The sequence below is a fragment of the Geomonas diazotrophica genome, from assembly GCF_019063885.1.
In the GTDB taxonomy this organism is placed as follows: domain Bacteria; phylum Desulfobacterota; class Desulfuromonadia; order Geobacterales; family Geobacteraceae; genus Geomonas; species Geomonas diazotrophica.
In genome coordinates this window covers 2,705,127-2,723,341 of the sequence record NZ_CP077684.1, presented here as the reverse complement: position 1 = coordinate 2,723,341, position 18,215 = coordinate 2,705,127, and the positions used below count along the sequence as shown (strand labels likewise).

At 61.6% G+C, this 18,215-nt stretch carries 15 protein-coding genes; 10 read left to right on the top strand and 5 right to left on the bottom strand.

Annotated elements, in window-relative coordinates; genetic code table 11:
* Nucleotide 1: 1 nt before the first annotated feature.
* The 5 genes from KP003_RS11850 (at nt 2) to KP003_RS11830 (ending at nt 4,381) form a co-directional block, all read left to right on the top strand.
* Nucleotides 2-1,069 (top strand): M24 family metallopeptidase, encoded by a 1,068-nt coding sequence (locus KP003_RS11850; RefSeq protein ID WP_216788474.1) that lies wholly within the window; start codon nt 2-4, stop codon nt 1,067-1,069.
* Between the two features lie 73 nt (nt 1,070-1,142).
* On the top strand, nt 1,143-1,619 hold the full coding sequence (gene accB / locus KP003_RS11845; RefSeq protein WP_216497778.1) for an acetyl-CoA carboxylase biotin carboxyl carrier protein: 477 nt from the start codon (nt 1,143-1,145) through the stop codon (nt 1,617-1,619).
* A 122-nt stretch (nt 1,620-1,741) separates the two neighbouring features.
* Nucleotides 1,742-3,082 (top strand): acetyl-CoA carboxylase biotin carboxylase subunit, encoded by a 1,341-nt coding sequence (gene accC, locus KP003_RS11840; RefSeq protein ID WP_216497777.1) that lies wholly within the window; start codon nt 1,742-1,744, stop codon nt 3,080-3,082.
* Nucleotides 3,083-3,084: 2 nt separating this feature from the next.
* A complete protein-coding gene (gene gcvH, locus KP003_RS11835; RefSeq protein ID WP_216788472.1) occupies nt 3,085-3,474 on the top strand; it encodes a glycine cleavage system protein GcvH in 390 nt (129 codons plus the stop codon).
* An 85-nt stretch (nt 3,475-3,559) separates the two neighbouring features.
* Nucleotides 3,560-4,381, top strand: coding sequence for a menaquinone biosynthetic enzyme MqnA/MqnD family protein (locus KP003_RS11830; protein WP_216788470.1), 822 nt, complete (start codon nt 3,560-3,562; stop codon nt 4,379-4,381).
* A gap of 582 nt (nt 4,382-4,963) precedes the next feature.
* On the opposite strand, the gene KP003_RS11825 is transcribed toward KP003_RS11830, so the two are convergent.
* Together KP003_RS11825 and KP003_RS11820 are read right to left on the bottom strand one after the other, a co-directional pair.
* Complete coding sequence (locus KP003_RS11825) at nt 4,964-5,422, bottom strand: NUDIX domain-containing protein (protein ID WP_216788468.1); 459 nt, start codon at nt 5,420-5,422, stop codon at nt 4,964-4,966.
* An 84-nt stretch (nt 5,423-5,506) separates the two neighbouring features.
* Nucleotides 5,507-5,800, bottom strand: coding sequence for a PxxKW family cysteine-rich protein (locus tag KP003_RS11820; protein ID WP_216497773.1), 294 nt, complete (start codon nt 5,798-5,800; stop codon nt 5,507-5,509).
* Between the two features lie 236 nt (nt 5,801-6,036).
* On the opposite strand from KP003_RS11820, the gene KP003_RS11815 reads away from it, so the two are divergent.
* From KP003_RS11815 to nifS, 3 genes are all read left to right on the top strand, one after another.
* Nucleotides 6,037-7,461: a phosphoglucomutase/phosphomannomutase family protein gene (locus tag KP003_RS11815; RefSeq protein WP_216788467.1), complete on the top strand. Its 1,425-nt coding sequence runs from the start codon at nt 6,037-6,039 to the stop codon at nt 7,459-7,461.
* Between the two features lie 468 nt (nt 7,462-7,929).
* Nucleotides 7,930-8,790 (top strand): Fe-S cluster assembly protein NifU, encoded by an 861-nt coding sequence (nifU, locus tag KP003_RS11810; RefSeq protein ID WP_216788465.1) that lies wholly within the window; start codon nt 7,930-7,932, stop codon nt 8,788-8,790.
* Nucleotides 8,787-9,956: a cysteine desulfurase NifS gene (nifS, locus tag KP003_RS11805; RefSeq protein WP_217299636.1), complete on the top strand. Its 1,170-nt coding sequence runs from the start codon at nt 8,787-8,789 to the stop codon at nt 9,954-9,956. Before nifU ends, nifS begins: the two co-directional genes overlap by 4 nt.
* A gap of 120 nt (nt 9,957-10,076) precedes the next feature.
* On the opposite strand, the gene KP003_RS11800 is transcribed toward nifS, so the two are convergent.
* A complete protein-coding gene (locus KP003_RS11800) occupies nt 10,077-10,310 on the bottom strand; it encodes an RH3 domain-containing protein (RefSeq protein WP_216497769.1) in 234 nt (77 codons plus the stop codon).
* Nucleotides 10,311-10,406: 96 nt separating this feature from the next.
* On the opposite strand from KP003_RS11800, the gene modF reads away from it, so the two are divergent.
* On the top strand, nt 10,407-11,867 hold the full coding sequence (gene modF, locus KP003_RS11795; protein WP_217299635.1) for a molybdate ABC transporter ATP-binding protein ModF: 1,461 nt from the start codon (nt 10,407-10,409) through the stop codon (nt 11,865-11,867).
* Between the two features lie 165 nt (nt 11,868-12,032).
* Here modF and KP003_RS11790 read toward each other — a convergent pair whose 3' ends face one another.
* Together KP003_RS11790 and KP003_RS11785 are read right to left on the bottom strand one after the other, a co-directional pair.
* Entirely contained in the window at nt 12,033-16,541 is a 4,509-nt protein-coding gene (locus KP003_RS11790; protein ID WP_217299634.1) for a DEAD/DEAH box helicase, read from the bottom strand.
* 138 nt (nt 16,542-16,679) lie between these two features.
* Complete coding sequence (locus KP003_RS11785) at nt 16,680-17,627, bottom strand: DUF1996 domain-containing protein (protein WP_217299633.1); 948 nt, start codon at nt 17,625-17,627, stop codon at nt 16,680-16,682.
* A 354-nt stretch (nt 17,628-17,981) separates the two neighbouring features.
* Here KP003_RS11785 and KP003_RS11780 point away from each other — a divergent pair, with 354 nt between their 5' ends.
* A complete protein-coding gene (locus KP003_RS11780; protein ID WP_216497765.1) occupies nt 17,982-18,197 on the top strand; it encodes a tetratricopeptide repeat protein in 216 nt (71 codons plus the stop codon).
* The last annotated feature ends 18 nt before the right edge of the window (nt 18,198-18,215 follow it).

Sequence of the window (18,215 nt, the reverse complement as noted above, 5' to 3'; positions counted from 1 at the left end):
TATGATAGGTAACAGAATCCCTGCGGCCCGAGAATGCCTGAAGCGGTTGGATGCCGATCTGTTGCTGGTCTTGAATCTCAGCAATATCAGGTACCTTACCGGATTCACCGGCAGCGAGGCGCTGCTTGTACTCTCTCCAGAAGACGGGTGGTTTTTCACCGACTCCCGTTACACCTCACAGGCTGGCGCCGAGGTCACGGGCGCGAAGGTTATCGAGTTCTCGAACCGGATGGATGCGCTGGTTGAGCGGCTGCAGCAAAGCGGCGCGACCAGGGTGGCCTTCGAAGCCGGCTCCACCACAGTCGCTTTCTACCAGGAGCTTTGCGCCAAGACGCCGCAGATCGAGTATCTGCCCGCCGACAGCGAGCTGACCGCCCTGAGGACGGTGAAGGACGCCGGCGAGCTGGAGATCCTCGAGCGGGTGGCGGCGATCGCCTCGGAATCGCTCCTGGATACGGTGGCGCGCCTGAAGCCCGGGATGACCGAAAGCGAAGTGGCCTGGATGCTGGAAGTCGCCATGCGGGAGAGGGGAGCGGAAGGGAAATCCTTCGACTTCATCGTGGCCTCCGGTGAGCGCGGCGCGCTGCCGCACGGCCGCGCGTCGGAGAAGAAACTGGTGGCGGGAGAGCTGGTCACCATCGACTACGGTGCCATCTATCGCGGCTACTGCTCCGACGAGACGGTGACGGTCTGTCTGGGCCGGCCCGACGCGAAGCAGCGCGAGGTGTACGAGACGGTCCTGGCGGCGCAGCGCGCGGCCCTGGATGCGGTGCACCCCGGCCTCAGTTTCCGCGACCTCGACTCCAAGGCGCGCGACCATATCGCCGGGAAGGGGTACGGGGAGTATTTCGGCCACGGCCTGGGGCATGGAGTCGGCATCGACATCCACGAGCATCCAACGGCCTCGCCGCGCAGCAAGCACGTCATCCAGGAGGGGATGGTCTTCACCATCGAGCCGGGGATCTACATCCCGGGGTGGGGTGGCGTCAGGATAGAGGACACCGTGGTGGTCGAGCAGAACTGCTGCCGTCCCATCACCAGGGTTCCCAAGGGGTTGATGATCCTCTGAGAGTAGGCAGGCCTGTCCGGCGTCGTTCGGAAGGCCTTTAACCATGCAATAACGTAATGAAAAGGAGAAAGATGTGGATATAAAAGACCTGAAGATGCTGATCAAGATGGTAACGGAGACCGACATCACCGAGTTCGAGCTGGAGAACGCAGATGACAAGGTGGTCATCAAGAGGGGCTGCAGCGGTACCGCTCAGTTCCAGATGCAGGCACCGGTCGCCTACCAGTACGCTCCGGCCGCTCCCGTCGCCGCAGCTCCGGCTGCCGCTCCCGCCGCCGCGGCTGCTCCCGCCGCTGCCGAGAAGGAGCAGGGCGAAGTGATCACCTCCCCCATCGTCGGCACCTTCTACCGCGCTCCGGCTCCGGACGCCGCTCCCTTCGTGGAAGTCGGCCAGATCGTCGAGAAGGGGCAGGTACTCTGCATCGTCGAGGCGATGAAACTCATGAACGAGATCGAGGCGGAGTTCAAGTGCAAGATCGTCAAGATCTGCAAGGAGAACGCGCAGCCGGTCGAGTACGGCGACGCCCTGTTCGTGGTCGAGAAGCTTTAAGGCAGATTGAGATAAAGATAAAGATTAAGACGAAGATCTCGTTGTGGCTGTCTCACCTTCGATCTTGGTCTTAGCCTCATCCTTAATCTTAGTCTCAATCTTAATCTGTTTCTGGAGACATCATGTTTCATAAAATTCTTATAGCCAACCGGGGGGAGATCGCCCTCCGGATCATCAGGACCTGCAAGGAGATGGGGATCAAGACGGTCGCCGTCTACTCCACCGCCGACGCCGAGTCGCTGCACGTGAAACTCGCCGACGAGAGCGTCTGTATCGGTCCGGCTCCCAGCCTCTCCAGCTACCTGAACATCAACGCCATCATCTCCGCTGCCGAACTGACCGACGCGGAGGCGATCCACCCGGGCTACGGCTTCCTTTCGGAAAACCCGAGGTTCGCTGAGATCTGCGAGAAGTGCGGCATCACCTTCATCGGCCCCACCGCCGAGAGCATGCGCATCATGGGGGACAAGATCTCCGCCCGTCAGGCGGTCATCAAGGTCGGCGTGCCCATCCTTCCCGGCACCAAGGAGGGGGTTCACGACGTCACTGAGGCGATCAAGGTCGCCAAGGAGATCGGCTTCCCGGTCATCATCAAGGCGACGGCTGGCGGCGGCGGGCGCGGCATGAAGATCGTGCACTCCCCGGCGGCCCTCCCCAATGCGTTCATGACCGCGAGGACCGAGGCGCAGACCGGCTTCGGCAACCCGGAAGTGTACATCGAGCGCTACTGCGAGAACCCGCGCCACGTCGAGATCCAGGTCCTGGCCGACAAGCACGGCAACGTGATCCACCTGGGCGAGCGCGACTGCTCCATCCAGCGCCGTCACCAGAAGGTGATCGAGGAGGCTCCCTCCACCGTCACCACCCCCGAGCTCAGGAAGGCGATGGGCGAGGCCGCGGTCGCCGCTGCCAAGGCCGTCAACTACTCGAGCGTGGGGACCATGGAGTTCCTGGTCGACAAGAACAACAACTTCTACTTCATGGAGATGAACACCCGCGTGCAGGTTGAGCACCCGGTGACCGAGATGATCACCGGCGTCGACATCGTGAAGGAGCAGATTCGCTCCGCTTACGGCGAAAAGCTCCGCTACACCCAGGATGACATCAAGATCAAGGGGCACTCCATCGAGTGCCGCATCAACGCCGAAGACTCGGTGAAGTTCACCCCGTGCCCCGGCAAGATCACCGACCACCACACCCCGGGCGGGCTCGGCGTCCGCGTCGACTCGTTCGTGTACACCAACTACACCGTCGTGCCGCACTACGATTCCCTGATCGCCAAGCTCATCGTGCACGCCGACACCAGGGAAGAGGCCATCAAGCGCATGGCACGCGCCCTGGACGAGTACATCGTGGACGGCATCAAGACCACCATCCCGTTCCACAAGCGGATCATGGCCAACAAAGACTTCATAGAAGGGAACATAGACACCGGCTTCATCGAAAGGCTGGTATTGGAGTAACTATGGACTTTCCAGAAGAGCTTAAGTACAGCAAAGAGCACCTGTGGGTCCGCGTCGAGGGTGACCGTGCCGTAATCGGGGTCACCGACTACGCGCAGTCGGAGTTGGGCAACGTCACCTCGGTCGAGCTCCCGGAGCCGGGAGATGAGCTGGAGCAGGACGATTCGTTCGGCTCCATCGAGGCGAGAAAAACCGTGGCCGACCTCTACGCGCCGCTTTCGGGCACGGTGCTCGAGGTGAACACCGAACTTGGCACCGCGCCGGAATTCGTCAACGACGATCCCTACGACGCCGGCTGGCTGGTCGTCATCGAAATGGCCGATCCGGAGGAGCTGAACCTTCTCATGTCCGCCGAGCTGTACGAGGACACCGTTTCCGTTTCCGAAGAGTAACAGCTAGTTGTTTCAGATAGACCTGAAAAGGCGAGAGATCCTCTCGCCTTTTCCTTTTGCCTCAGCCTTATCCTGGAGTTTTCCCGTGACCATCAACATAGGACACATCAAGTACGCGAACTGCACCCCCATCTTCACCGCTCTCGCCTCCAATTTCGACTGTACCGGCTACCGGTTCGTGGATGGAGTGCCGGCGCGCCTGAACGCCATGCTGCGTGCCGGCGAGATCGATCTCAGCCCGTCCTCCTCGATCGAATACGCCATGGCGCACGAGCAGTACTGCCTGCTCCCGGAGCTCTCCATCAGCGCCATCGGTCCCGTGAAGAGCGTGTTCCTCTTCTCCCGGGTTCCGGTCGAGGAGCTCGATGGCAAAGTCATAGGCCTCACCGCCGAATCCGACACGTCGGTGAACCTGTTGAAGGTGCTGCTGGCCAGGAAATTCGGCTTCAGTAACAGCTTCGAACGGACCACGCTGCCGCTCCACCAGGCGCTGGAGGAGTATCCCGGCCTGCTGCTTATCGGCGACGCAGCCCTGAAAGGGGCCGCCTCCGGTTCCGGATTCTTCTGTTACGACCTGGGACAGCTCTGGCACGAGTTTACCGGGCTCCCCTTCGTCTTCGCCCTCTGGATTGTGCGGCGCGAGGCGGCGCTGGAGAAGCGCGCCGAACTGGCGGCACTCGCCCGTGACCTGGTCGCGGCCAAGAAACTCGCTTACGCAAGCTACGCCGAGATCGCGGCTCAGTGCGAGGAGCGGGGCTGGCTCAGCGAGGAGGCGTTGGTGGATTACTGGCAGACCATTTCGTACGAGTTGACCGATGCGCACCTCGAAGGGGCGCGGCTGTTCTTCCGGCACGCGTTCGAGATGGGGCTCATTCCGAGCCTGCCGGTGCTGCGGTTTTTCGAGTAGTAGGGGCGAAGGCGGGATTTCAACGTGCGGTTTTAGAAGTTGAGCGAACTTTTTTGGCGCTCAACTTCTTTTTTTTGAGGTTGAGCGATTTTTTTGGGTGCTCAACTTTCTTTTTTGAAGTTTAAACATCGGTCCGTGGCGCTGTCGCAATTTTTTAATCGTTTGAAATTTTAATTTGGAAGTTTAACGCGCAGTTTTTGAGGTTAAGCGATTTTTTTGGGTGCTCAACTTTCTTTTTTGAAGTTTAAACATCGATCCGAGGTGCTGTCGCAATTTTTTAATCGTTTGAAATTTTAATTTGGAAGTTTAACGCGCGGTTTTTGAAGTTGAGCGATTTTTTTTGGTGCTCAACTTTTTTTTTGGAAGTTTAAACGTCGGTTCGAGGCGCTGTCGCAATTTTTTAATCGTTTGAGATTTTAATTTTGAAGTTGAACACGCGCTTTTGGAAGTTGAATGATTATTTTTCGAGTTCAACTTTCATTTTAATGTTTTGAACGCAGGCCCGACTCGTATGTCTCTCTTTTTTCTTTTGAACCTCGGTTTTTAAATTCCAACCGTTCTCCGCCGAAGGAAGGTCCCTTTTTATATCTTTCCCGCGTCCTTCCTGCTGCGGTAGTCCGACAGAATTTGTGCGTGGTCGAAGCAGAGCGGTTCGGGTAGGGCGTCGATGGGGAAGATGGCGAATGCTGCCGCATCATCGCCCGCCTTGGGGGTGCCCATAGACTTGGCGACGTAGACGGTCGAGATGTTGTGGCTGCGTTTGTCGCGGGCGGGATCTGAGTAGCAGCCGAGCAGCCTCAGGTCCTTCTCCTCCAACTCCACCGATATCTCTTCCTGCATCTCCCGCACCGCGGCATGCTCCAGCGTCTCGCCGTAATCCACGAAGCCGCCGGGGATGGCCCAGCCGAGGGGCTCGTTCTTGCGCTCGATCAGGACGATTCCTTCCGGGAGCTCGACGATCACGTCGACCGTCGGCAGCGGGTTCTTGTACTCCTTCACCTTCGCACCGCACGCAGGGCAGGCCAGAAAGTCGAAAGGCATCGCACACCTCCAGATCTGTAGTTGGCAAAAAAAAGGGAGGACCTCGGTCCTCCCTTTTTAGGGTACAGCAGATAACTGCGTGTACTACTTCTTCTTCTTGGCGCCTGCAGCTTTCTTGGAAGCTTTGAGCGGGTTGATCTTGGCGTCGTCGGTCTTGATCTCGACCTTGACGTGGGACGCGAAGTTGCAGATACCGCCGACCCACTTCTTCTCGGGAGCCGGGTATGCGCTGCAAACCTTCCCGATGGAGCCGTCTACGATCCTGTCACAACCTTCGCAGTTTTCCACGATCGGCTGGCAGGAACCTTCGGTGAATACACAACCCTGTTTACCCCAGAAAGTGCACTCTGCACCAGGAAGTACGGTTTGACATTGCATGTTTAAGCCTCCTCAAATTGCTTCGTAATCGTTGATAAGAGACACTCTACCAATTTCGAAAGAAAAATGTCAACCCACTTTTTTAGCGAAAACTTGACTCTCCCAAAGGACTGGATTAAGCTCTAGTAATTATTCATTCGGGTTGCTTGGCACTTTTGTTTTCGATAAGTTATCCATCGGAGGCGGGCGTTGTGCCAGATTCAGGTGACCTTACTATCAATTCTCCTGGAGGGATTATGCAGCGGATTACTTTCGGCACGTCCGGCTGGCGCGGTATCTTGTGTGAGGACTTCATCTTTGAGAATGTTAAGGTCGTGACCCAAGCCATTGCGGATCACGTAAAGAGCAACGGCGAGGCGGGCAAGGGTATCATCGTAGGTTACGACTCCCGTTTCATGGGCGAGGCCTTCGCCCGCGAGGCGGCCCGTGTCCTGACCGGCTCCGGCATCACCACCTTCCTCTGTGTTCGCGACACCCCCACACCCGTGATTTCCTTCGAGATTCTCCGGCGCAGGACCGCTGGCGCCATCAACTTCACCGCCAGCCACAACCCGCCCGAGTATAACGGCATCAAGTTCTCCCCCTCCTGGGGGGGGCCCGCCCTGCCGCAGACCACCGATGACATAGAGCGCCGCGCCAACGAGATGCTGGGGGAGATCTGCTACAACGAGTGCTCCATCGACGAGGCCGTGAAAAAGGGGCTCCTGGTAGAGATCGACCCGATGCAGCACTACCTCGACGACCTGGCCATGAAGATCGACTTCGCTGCCATCGCCAAGCTCGGCACCATCGCCGTGAACCCCCTCTACGGAACGGCGCGCGGGTATCTGGCCGAACCGCTCAAGGCGCACGGGGTGAAGGTGGTGCAGATGAACGCCAACCGTGACCCCTATTTCGGCGGCTTCCCGCCGGAGCCGAGCGAGAAATACATCCAGGATTTCATCAAGCTGGTGCGGCAGGACCCGGAGATCGCCCTCGGCATCGCCACCGACGGCGACGCAGACCGCTTCGGCATCGTGGACGGCGACGGCACCTTCATCGAACCGAACTACATTATCGCGCTGCTGCTCGACTACCTGGTCCGTGTCAAGGGGATGAAAGGGGGCGTCGGACGTTCTGTCGCCACCTCCCACCTGGTAGATGCCGTCGCCAAGATGCACGACGTCAAGGTTTACGAGACGCCGGTCGGTTTCAAGTTCGTCGGCGAACTGATCGCCCAGGACAAGATCATCATCGGCGGCGAGGAGAGCGCCGGGCTCACCATCAAGGGGCACGTCCCGGAGAAGGACGGCATCCTCGCCTGCCTGCTGGTCGCCGAGATGGTGGCCCACGAGGGTATGCCGGTCAAGGCGCTTTTGGAGCGTCTTTACAGCAAGGTCGGCCGCTACCTCACCAAGAGGATCAACCTCACCCTTTCTCCGGAACTGGAAGAGGTCTTCCCCGAGCGGATCGCCGCAACGCCGGCCAGCTTTGCCGGGGAGCCGGTCAAGGAGAAGATCACCATAGACGGCAACAAGTTCATCCTCGAAGACGGCAGCTGGCTCCTGTTCCGTAAATCGGGGACCGAGCCGGTGGTGCGGCTGTACTGCGAGGCGTCCAGCGAAGAGCGCCTGCAGGCGCTGGTGGATGCCGGCCGCGAGTTCATTCTCGGCAAGGGGTAACAGCGACTATTTCGGGTCCGGTTCCTCGTTGGCTTCGTCCCCCTCGCGTCGATGGAGGGGGAGGCAAGAGGGAACGGTTCTTCCCGTAAAGCCATGATGAAACACCTGTCCCATCCGGGACGCAGTTCCGCGCAGGGCTTCCAGCCTGGCGGTGACTGCGTCCCATTTTATTACAGATGCTCTTTTGTGTGGCAGTTGCCGGTCACGTTGCCGGCACCCTCGGGGAAGCATCGGTGATAGCCGCTCATTCGCGCAGCAGAACTTTCGACGCATATTCCCGCAGTTATCGCTTCGTGATTGCCCGCTGGCCCGATGAGGCTTGAAGCGGAGCGGGAATTGCAGTTCCTGCCGGAAACGTTACGTAAATCCGGGTACCCTACCGCGCTGCTGTGAATTGTGGTCGTTTAGGGGTTGTTCTTTTCGCAAGCTTTGCGCTATGATAACCGGACTAATTAGGAGGGAGGGTCTATGTGGGACTACACCGATAAAGTAAAAGAACATTTCCTCAACCCGAGGAACGTGGGCGAGATAACGGATGCTGATGCGGTCGGCGAGGTTGGCAGCCTGGCCTGCGGCGATGCCCTTAAGCTGTTTATAAAGCTGGACGAGAACAAAGAGCGCATCGTCGACGCCAAATTCCAGACCTTCGGCTGCGGCAGCGCCATCGCTTCCTCGTCGGCGCTGACCGAGATGGTGAAGGGCAAGACGCTGGACGAGGCGCTGGAGATCACCAACCAGCAGATCGCCGATTTCCTGGGTGGGCTTCCGGAAGAGAAGATGCACTGCTCGGTCATGGGGCAGGAGGCGCTGGAAGCCGCCATCGCCCAGTACCGCGGCGTCGACGCGCCCGCCCACGGCCATGGCCACGAGCATGTCGAGACCGAGGGTGAGCTGGTCTGCAAGTGCTTCGGCCTTACCGACGTCTTCCTGAAGAAGGTGATCGCCTCCAACAAGCTGCACACCGCGGAGCAGGTCACCCACTTCACCAAGGCTGGCGGCGCCTGCGGCGGCTGCATCCCGAAGATCAAGGAACTCATCGCCGAGGTGATGGGCGAGGAGAAGAAGGCGGCCGTTGAAAAGCCGGCCAAGCTCACAAACCTCAGGAAGATGCAGCTGATCCAGGAGACCCTGGAGAACGAGATCCGTCCGCAGCTTTGGGCTGACGGCGGCGACCTCGAGCTGATCGATATCGACGGCTCCAACGTTCAGGTCGCCTTCAGGAAGGCCTGCGCCGGTTGCGCCTCCTCCGGCTACACCGCCAAGTTCGTGGAGCAGAAGCTGCGCGAGCTGGTTTCCCCCGACATCACGGTACAGGAGGTACAGGGATGAAAGAGATCTATCTTGACAACAACGCCACCACTAAGGTGGACGAGCGGGTTTTCGAGGAGATGCGTCCCTACTTCTGCGAGCTGTACGGCAACCCGAGTTCCATGCACTTCTTCGGCGGCCAGGTGCAAAAGAAGGTGGACGAGGCCCGCGCCCGTGTCGCCTCCCTTTTGGGCGCCCTGCCGGACGAAATCGTCTTCACCGCCTGCGGCACCGAGAGCGACAACGCCGCCATCCGCTCGGCGCTGGAGGTCTTCCCGGAGAAGCGCCACATCATCACCAGCCGCGTCGAGCACCCGGCGGTGCTGACCCAGTGCCGCAACCTGACCAAGCGCGGCTACCGCGTCACCGAACTCAACGTGGACGGCAACGGGCAGCTGGATCTGAACGAACTGGAGAAGGCGCTCGATGAAGATACCGCCATCGTCTCCCTCATGTACGCCAACAACGAGACCGGCGTCATCTTCCCGATCGAGGAAGCCGCCAAGATCGTGAAGAAGAAGGGCGCGCTGTTCCACACCGACGCGGTGCAGGCGGTAGGCAAGATCCAGCTGAACATGGCCGAGTCCGCCATCGACATGCTTTCGCTCTCCGGGCACAAGCTGCACGCCCCCAAAGGGGTCGGCGTCCTCTACGTGCGGCGCGGCACCCCGTTCCGCCCGATGCTGGTCGGCGGGCACCAGGAGCGCGGCCGCAGGGCCGGCACCGAGAACACCGCCTCCATAATCGCCATGGGCAAGGCCTGCCAGCTGGCCGAGCAGTACATGGTGGACGAGGCCGGGCGCGTGCGCGAGATGCGCGACCGCCTGGAGCGCGAGCTGACCTCGCTGATCCCCAACACCAGGATCAACGGCGGCGGCACCGAGCGTCTTCCCAACACCCTCTCCATCGCCATGGAGTTCGTGGAAGGGGAGGGGATCCTGCTCCTTCTTTCGGAGAAGGGAATCTGTGCCTCCTCCGGCAGCGCCTGCACCTCCGGTTCGCTGGAGCCGTCCCACGTGCTGCGCGCCATGGGCGTCCCCTTCACCTGCGCTCACGGCTCCATCCGTTTCTCGCTCTCCCGGTTCACCACCGATGACGATATCGACGCTGTAATAGAGGCGCTCCCCCCGATCATCTCGCGCCTGCGCGCGATGTCCCCGTTTGGGCGCGAGTTCCTGAACAAGTAATAACGTCTGCGGCATCAGGGCAGAAGAAGCCAAAGAAAAGGGGTGAGCACGTCGTGCTCACCCCTTGTTTGTTGTCATTGCTTTTCCTGGTTCCTGGTTAGCGGTAGACCTCGCAGGATGCTATAGACGGCCATCGGCCTTTAGTTCTTTCAGCAGAGATTCGTATGTCAGCAGCGGTTCGTTGACCCGCTCTTGAAAAGCTGCCAAATCCTCGGCGTCCTCGGCAAGGGTCTTGCGGACTGCATCGTTCACGAGATCGGAAACGGAACGCGATGTTTCCAAGGCCTTGTGCTGCAGCGCCTGATGCATGGCAGGATCAAGGTAAATAGTTGTTCTTTTTGTTAGTGCGCTCATGTCTTTACCTCCGCACCGAGCATAACGCAGTGACGCTATGACGTCAACGAAGCCGTTGGGAGGCATTATTCCACTTAAGGTGTAAAGGGAAATAAAGTGGTCGAAATCATTTTGGACAAGGTAAAAGCAAGGATCACGGAACTGAGGTTCCTGGAAGGGATAACGATGCAGATCAACCCCGGCGAGCATTGGGCCGTGGTCGGGGCGAACGGGTCGGGGAAATCGGCCTTGGGAAAACTCCTCTGCAACGACCTGCCGGTCACCTCCGGCACCAGCCGCGTCCCGGCCCGGTCGGGGTTTGTCTCTTTCGAGAAGATCGACGAGATCCTGGAAAAGGAGCGCTACAACGACGACTCGGACTTCCTCGGTTACGTGACGGAAGGGACCCGCGTGGACCGGTTCATCCTCGCCGGGACCGACGCCGACGAGACGAGACTGGCCGAACTGGCACGGGAGCTCGGCTTCACCAAGATTCTGGAGCGCGGCATCAAGTTCCTCTCCACGGGCGAAATGCGCAAGACCCTCATCTGCAAGGCTCTGTTACAGGAACCGGAACTGCTGGTGCTGGACGAGCCTTTCGACGGCCTGGACCGGGAATCATCCGACGTGCTGCGCCAACTGATCAGCCGCTGCATCGAACGCGGCATCCAGGTCGTGCTGCTGTTGAACCGCTTCAGCGAGATCATGCCGGAAACGACCCACATCGCCTACCTCCAGGAGTGCCGCATCCTCAGGTCCGGAACCAGGGACGAGATGCTGAACTCGGAGGCGCTGCGGCGCTTCCACGCCTTTCACTACACCCTCCCGGAAACTCTGCCCGAGGTCGACACGGCGCGCGGCGCGCCGCCGCTTGTTCCGGGGCAGCCGCTTATCGAGATGAAGGACGTGACGGTACGCTACGGTGAGAAGTACGTGCTAAACGGTGTCAACTGGACGGTAAAAGCCGGGGAACACTGGAAGATCAGCGGCCCCAACGGTTCGGGGAAGTCGACCTTGTTGAGCCTGATCAGCGGCGACAACCCGCAGGCCTACGCCAACGACATCAGCCTGTTCGGCCGCAGGAAGGGGAGCGGGGAGAGCGTCTGGGACATCAAGAAGCGCATCGGCCTGGTCTCCACTTCCCTTCAGCAGGAGTACCGGGTCGGCGGGACGGTTAAGGTCGTGGTGATCTCGGGGATGTACGACTCCATCGGCATGTACTCCCAGTACACCCTGCGCCAGCAGGAGATCGCGCTGGAGTGGCTCAAGCTGCTGCACATGGATCACAGAAAGGACCATGCTTTCCGGGATCTCTCCTACGGGGAGCAGCGGCTGGTGCTGCTGGCCCGGGCCATGGTGAAACAGCCGGACCTTTTGATCCTGGACGAGCCATGCCAGGGGCTGGACGACGTGAACCGGGAGATGGTGTTGAAGCTGATCGACCACCTGGGGCGCACCGGCAACACCCAGATCCTCTACGTGAACCACCACGCGGAGGATCGGATCCCCTGCATCGAAAACAGCATGGAGCTCGTGCCGGCGGACGGCGGCGGGTTTACGGCGGCGATCACCTCGTAAGCAAGCTCAGAGGAACTGTAGGCTTTCCCCGCCAAGGTTCCCCTCGCCCTCCTGGAGAGGGGCAGGGGTGAGGGCGTTGCAAAAGGCAACCAACTGGCTTCGTGGCATCTCCCTCACCCGCCCTGCGGGCACCCTCTCCCGGAGGGCGAGGGGGAGGATAGGGCGCTACGGGTACTGCCGCCAGTATTCCAACCCGGAGTAGGATTCCTGGAAGCCGAAACGCCTGAGTGCTTCGGCATACGGCGATTCCTTTGCCGGCTCGCCGTTGATCCGCTCCACGGTGACGCGCTTCAACGGGTTGAAGTCGCGGCCGACCAGGGCTCTGAACAAGGCGAGGTAGCTCTCCAACTGGGGGTGCTCCGCCTCGGCCCTGAACTCCAGTTCCTTGCCGTAGCGTCTTGAGATGAGGACCAGGTGCGGGCCGTGGTAGACCAGGTGGGTTGACGGAATGCGGGAAGGAAGCTCCTCGCGCAGTCCCTCCAGGCCGCTGCCGCAGAGCGAGGCGGGGTCGGCGGCGTTGAGCCAGAAGATGGCATCCTGGGACAGGCCACGCTCCAGCAGCCGGTACGCCTCCTGCGTGACGAACTGCAGCCCTGGGATCCCCGTGAAGAAGTTGCCGCAAACAAGTTCGCCGGACATCTCCATGATACGCAGGGTTCTGAACAGCCGGCTCCACTGCAGGGAGGGGAGTTCCCGCGTCAAAAGCTCCCTGAACAGGATGCCGTAGCGCTCCAGCAGCACCCGCACGCGATCTTTGTTCCTCTCCTCTTTTTCCAACACGTCGGTCTCCCCCTGCGGTTGCGGCAGGAGGAACCAGTTGCCCGGGCCTTCCTGGACGCGGCTCCAGCGGCTGCCGGGGAGGCGCCTTTGGGGCCGACCGTGGGCAGGATGCCGGAGATGCCCCGAGTCGCCCTGCGGCAGCTCGAAGCGGTTCAAGATTCCTTTGCGCACCGCGACGAAGGAGTCGTTGCTCACGTCGCCCCTCCATGCCTCCTGCCAAAGCTCCGTGGTTGCCGTTGCCGCCGTGACACCCGCTACGGAGCAGATGGCGCTCAGGTTGTAGTGCCCCCTGTGATCCGGAATCAGCGAGGCATGCTCGCGCACATCCACTCCCGTCCCGCTTTCCTCCTGATCCTGGAACAGGTCGAGGTCCTCCGGGAAGGCGAAGGTGAGCCGCTTGGGTCCGCAGCCGAACCAGAGCAGGTCGCTCGTCTGCATCAGGCTGTCCAGCCAGGTCCCGAGGTAGGGAGCGAGGCGAGCGGGGAGGACTTCTTCCTCCCATAGACTCGCCGGAAGCGGGGCGCCAAGCAACTGCTCCAGCCTGTCGCGCAACTCCTCGGGGGTCCTCCCCGGCTCCGCGACCCCCTGGAACCGCGCCAGGAACAGGGGGAGCTGGGCGAGGGGCAGCGCCTCGAACGCGGGCCTTCTCGACCTGCGCAGCATGCGCAGCAGCGCCTCCAGGTTCACCGCATCGCAGACTTGCGGCTCCGCGGCGCCCTCGGTGAACTGGTCCACCAGGACCGCGCCGGTTTCCTCAAGTGTCTGCAGCGCGTCGCGCAGCAGGTTCTCTTCAAGCCCGAGGGTGCGCTGCAAGACGGCCACCTCCACCGGACCGTAATAGCCGAGCCATCTACCGACCAGCCTCGCTGCGGCAGGTTCTTCCTCCTCCGCGGCGTCACCGGCATCCGACTTCCTTTGCCACAGCCTGTCGAGCGACTCCTGCAGCAGCCCGGGCAGGCGCTGGTGGTCAGGGAGCACGGACAGGACGATTTCTTCCCTGCTCCGCCCCAGCCCCTCGGCGATCTCCGGTATCATCTCCAGCGCCGCTACCAGAGGGCCGTCCGCTCCGGGTGACTCCAGGAGGACGAGCCGCTCCGCCACCTGAGGCAGCAGCTCCTCCGCCTCGGGCCCGCCGTCGCGTGCCAGCGCCTGCAGCAGCTCCGGCCATTCGTACAGCGGAACGAGCAACCTTTCCTTCACCCAGTCGATGAGTTCCCGGGCCGAATCGGGGGCGTAGCCGGGGGCGAGACGCTGCCGCTTCTCCTGGAACTGGCGCACCAGTTCCAAAGGGAGGTCCGGGCGCAGGTGCGGGGATAGCGCCAGCTCCTTGAGGAAGTCGCTGCCGAGGGCGGATTTCCGGCCGCCCCCGAGCGTGTCGTCCTCGTAGACGTACTTGTTGGTCTGCTGCCAGATCAGCCCCTTGGCGAAGGGAGAGGCCTCCCTGGTGTCGACCCGGGTGACGGCGATGGTGCCGTCCTGGATCTCCTCCAAAAGGCGCCTAAGGTTCGCGAGGTCGAAATCGTCCTTAAGCGCCGAGCGCCAGGTTTCCATGAGGACCGGGAAGTCGCGGTAGCGCAGCACTGAGGCGAGGAGCTTCTTCGAGCGGAGGCGGTTCAGCCAGAGCGGCATCCTTCTCTTGAAGTTGCTCCGGGACAGGAGCAGCGCCCGCCCGGCGTTCTCCCGGAAGCGGGCGCCGAAGTAGCCGGTCCCCTCCAGCGACTCCCTGAGCAGGGGCTCGATGTTATCCGGGGTGACCAGCTCCAGGATCTCGTTCAGCCGGTCCGTTTCGTGGGGGAGCAGCAGCGCGATGCCGTCGTTGTTGTAGAAGGCTTGCAACGGGTAGCCGTAGCGCCTCTCCCAGGCGGCGGTGAGCGCGAAGGTGAACGGGCGGTTCACGGCGTTACCCCAGAGCGTGTGCAGGATGATCTGCTCGGTATCGGCCTCCCCGACAGGGTCGCGGAAATGCTCGACCAGCAGGTGGTGGCGGTGTGGGAGAGCGCCCCGGCTCGCCTCCCTTTGCAGCTTCAGATACGTTTCCAACGCCTGCGCCGCACCCCGGTCCATGAAGTGGCGCCGCATCAGCTCCTCGACCAGCCCCTGCTGCGACGTATCTGAAGGGTGCCCCAGCCGCTCTTCGCACGACTCCAGGAAGGCGGCGATCTTCTCGGAGTAATAGAAGTCTCGGTCCTGCTCCTCGGCGCGCCAGAAGGGGATGATCTGCTGGGGCTTCCGGGCCGGCACGACCAGCACCGTGCTGTGGCTGATCTCGGTGATCTGCCAGACCTGCGCCCCGAGCGCGAAGGTGTCCCCGAGCCTTCTTTCCCAGACGAATTCCTCGTCCAGCTCCCCGATCTTCGCCCCCGTCTCCTTGAGGCGGAGCTCGAAGTAGCCCCGTTCCGGTATGGTGCCCCCTTCCAGGTAGACCAGCATGGAGAGGGCAGGGCGGGTGGCGACGGTCTCCTCCAGCCGGTCCACCGTCACCCGTGGGCGCAGTTCCGGCACGTGGGAGTCGGCGTACTTTCCTTCCAGCATGCCGATCACCAGGTCGAACTGCCGCCGGGACAGGTTGCGGTACGGATAGCTGCATCTCAGGAAGTCGTAGAGCTCATCCAGGTGCCACCGCTCGGGTAGCCCCATGGCGAGAATGATCTGGGCCAGCAGGTCCAGCGGGGCTTCCACCGGGTGCAGTTCCTCAATTTCGCCGTCGGCGATGGCGCGTGCGATCACGGCGGCGCAGACGAAGTCCATGCCGTAGGTGGGGAAGAGCATGCCGCTGCTCACCTCACCCACGCCGTGCCCGGATCGACCGATGCGCTGGATGGCCGAGGAGATGGAGCGCGGCGTCTGGATCAGTACCACGCTCTCCAGTTTGCCGATGTCGATCCCGAGCTCGAGCGAGTTGGTAGCCACGATGGCCTTCAGCTCGCCCCGCTTCAGGCGCTCTTCGACGGCGAGCCGGATCTCCCGCGACAGCGAACCGTGGTGCGAGTAGGCGAGCTCCTCCCCGGAGAGCTCGTTGATCAGGCGGGTGACCCTCTCGGTGGTCCTCCTGCTGTTGGCGAAGAAGAGCGTGGAACGGTGCCTGGTGATGATCTCGGTGAACCTGTCCACCAGGGCGGGCCAGAATTCCCCCTCTGCGCCGGGGGGCATGGCCTCCGGCGCGCTGATCTCCAGCTCGAAGCGCTTCTCCTGCTCGCCTCGTACCAGCGCCACCGGGCGCTGCTGGTAGCGCTGCCCTACCTGGCGCAGCCCCGCCACGAAATCGGCCACCGTTTCCAGTGGGCGCACCGTGGCCGAGAGGGCGATACGTTGGAACTCGCCGCTTAAAAGCGTCAGCCGTTCCACCGCCGTGATGAGGTGGGTGCCACGCTTGTCGCCGGCGACCGCATGGATCTCGTCCAGGATGACCGTGACCACGCCGGTGAGGTTGGACCTGCTTCCCTTGGAGGTGACCAGGATGTTGAGGCTTTCCGGGGTGGTGATCAGGATCTCGGGGGGATGACGCAGCATCCTGCGGCGCTCGTCGCCCGGGGTGTCGCCGCTTCTGGTCTGGACGGCGATGGCGGGGAACTCCTCCCCATGGGCGGCGAAGAAGTCGCGCAGCTGGGCGAGCGGAGCAATCAGGTTGCGCCGCACGTCGTTGTTGAGGGCCTTCAACGGCGAGACGTAGAGCACCCGGGTTTCGCCACAGGACCAGGCCCCGGTGACCAGCTGGTTGATGGCCCACAAAAAGGCGGCCAGGGTCTTGCCGCTGCCGGTCGGCGCGGTGACCAGGACGTGGCGCTCCTGGCTGATCTCGGTCCAGGCGCGCAACTGGACATCGGTGGGCTGTCCCACTTTCTCGATGAACCATTTCTGGATCAGCGGATGGAAATGTCTCAATGCGGATGGCATAGCTATGACTTTAGGCCATGAAAGCAGTTTGTTCAAGGAGCGGCGCCGCCGGCAGAGTCGCCCCCAGCCGAAAAACAAAGCCCCCTTCCGGGGCGGGGAAGGGGGCTCTGTGAGCCGGGGGTGTTGAAGCTCTCCCGGCTATTCGTTGCAGAGCTGCCAGTCTTGACCGTCTCCGCCGGTAGCGGTTACCACCGAGCCCGACGAGCTGAAGGTGAGTCTCGCCTTGGAGCAGTGGGCGCCGGCGGCCTGGAACACGCCCGAGCTCGGTACCCCCGAGATCGAGCTTACGTTTAGCGGTGTCGGTGTGGTCACCTCGACGTACCCGTAGCTCGGGTGATAGTAGACGCCGGTTATGGTGAGCGTGCCCGCCGTGAAGGTGTAGGTCCAGTCCTTGACCCAGTAGTTGGGACTGGAGTTGACGCTCACCGTGCAGGACATCTTGAGTTTTTCGCCGGTGGCGTCGACGCTGAAAGCGAAGGAGCCGTAAATGGTCGCCGTCCCTTTGGCCGTGGTGGCGGAAAGCGGAGCGCATTCCATCGTGATGGAGTCGTACCGGCCGGTGTTCGGGCTGTAGATGCCGGTCATGGTGACGGTCCCGGAAATGGTCGGGCCGTCGCTCACGTTCTGGTACCTGCTGAAGGTCATGGTCCCGGTAAAGTTGCCGGTGCTTTCGTTGACGGTCATGGTTACGGCGGCCGATCCCCCGACGGCACCGTAAACCGTGCTGCTGGCTGCGACACCGGTGAGTGTGGTGGCCTGTCCCCCTCGCGCGAAGAGTTGGGCGAGGCTTCCCCGGACGGTGGCGGCGATTTCCGCAAGGGTGGTCAACTTGCCGTCGGGACTTCCCTCATTCTGCACCATGACGCCGATAACGTTTGCCGACGAACCGATGCTTCCGGCAGCGTAGGCATCTGTGGTAAAGGCTACGGCGTTGCCGGTATTGATGCTTGCCCTGGCGGTCGCCCCCGTGTACTTGGACTTGTCGACCGGCTGGTCCCCCCCTCCTCCTCCGCAGGCAGACAGCAAAGCCAGAACGGCTGCGATGCATGCGATTTTGGACACCTTCTTCAGCTCTGTCACGTTCATAGCCACCTCCACATGCAGCTTGTTGTGCCTCTGCCGCGGCGGGCAGAGGCAGTGGTCCCGGTTACGGTCACGATGCCGGCTTTTGCCATTGAATTATATATCTCTAATCTTTTATGGCGATGTGACCCGGGTCACCGCAGCCGCAGTTAGCGTGCAGGGCGAGCGTGGAGGGGGAGGGCGTCACCATGGCCGGATCCCTCCCGATTGTCGGCTCACGTTCGGTCGTGTGCAGCCGACTGGAATAGGGGATGTGGCCTGGGACAGGAAAAGATATTTACATGGTCATCTCCTAATGGTAATGGTGCCTATGTTCATGCTGCGTGGAAAGAGTGACGGGGAATGGAGGAGGCAACGATGAAGAGACTGGTACTGGGGGCGCTGCTGCTGGCGGCGCTTGGCGGCTGCGCCGGAGACAAGGGGAGGGAACTCTTCGATACGGCCCAGTTCGAGGAAAAACAGAACAACCGGGAACACGCGAAACAGTTGTACCAGGAAATAGTGACGAAGCACCCGGACAGCCCGCTGGCAAAACAGGCGCAGGAGAGGCTGGCGGCGCTGGGGGGCAAATAGCCGCCGCAGGCGGTGGGG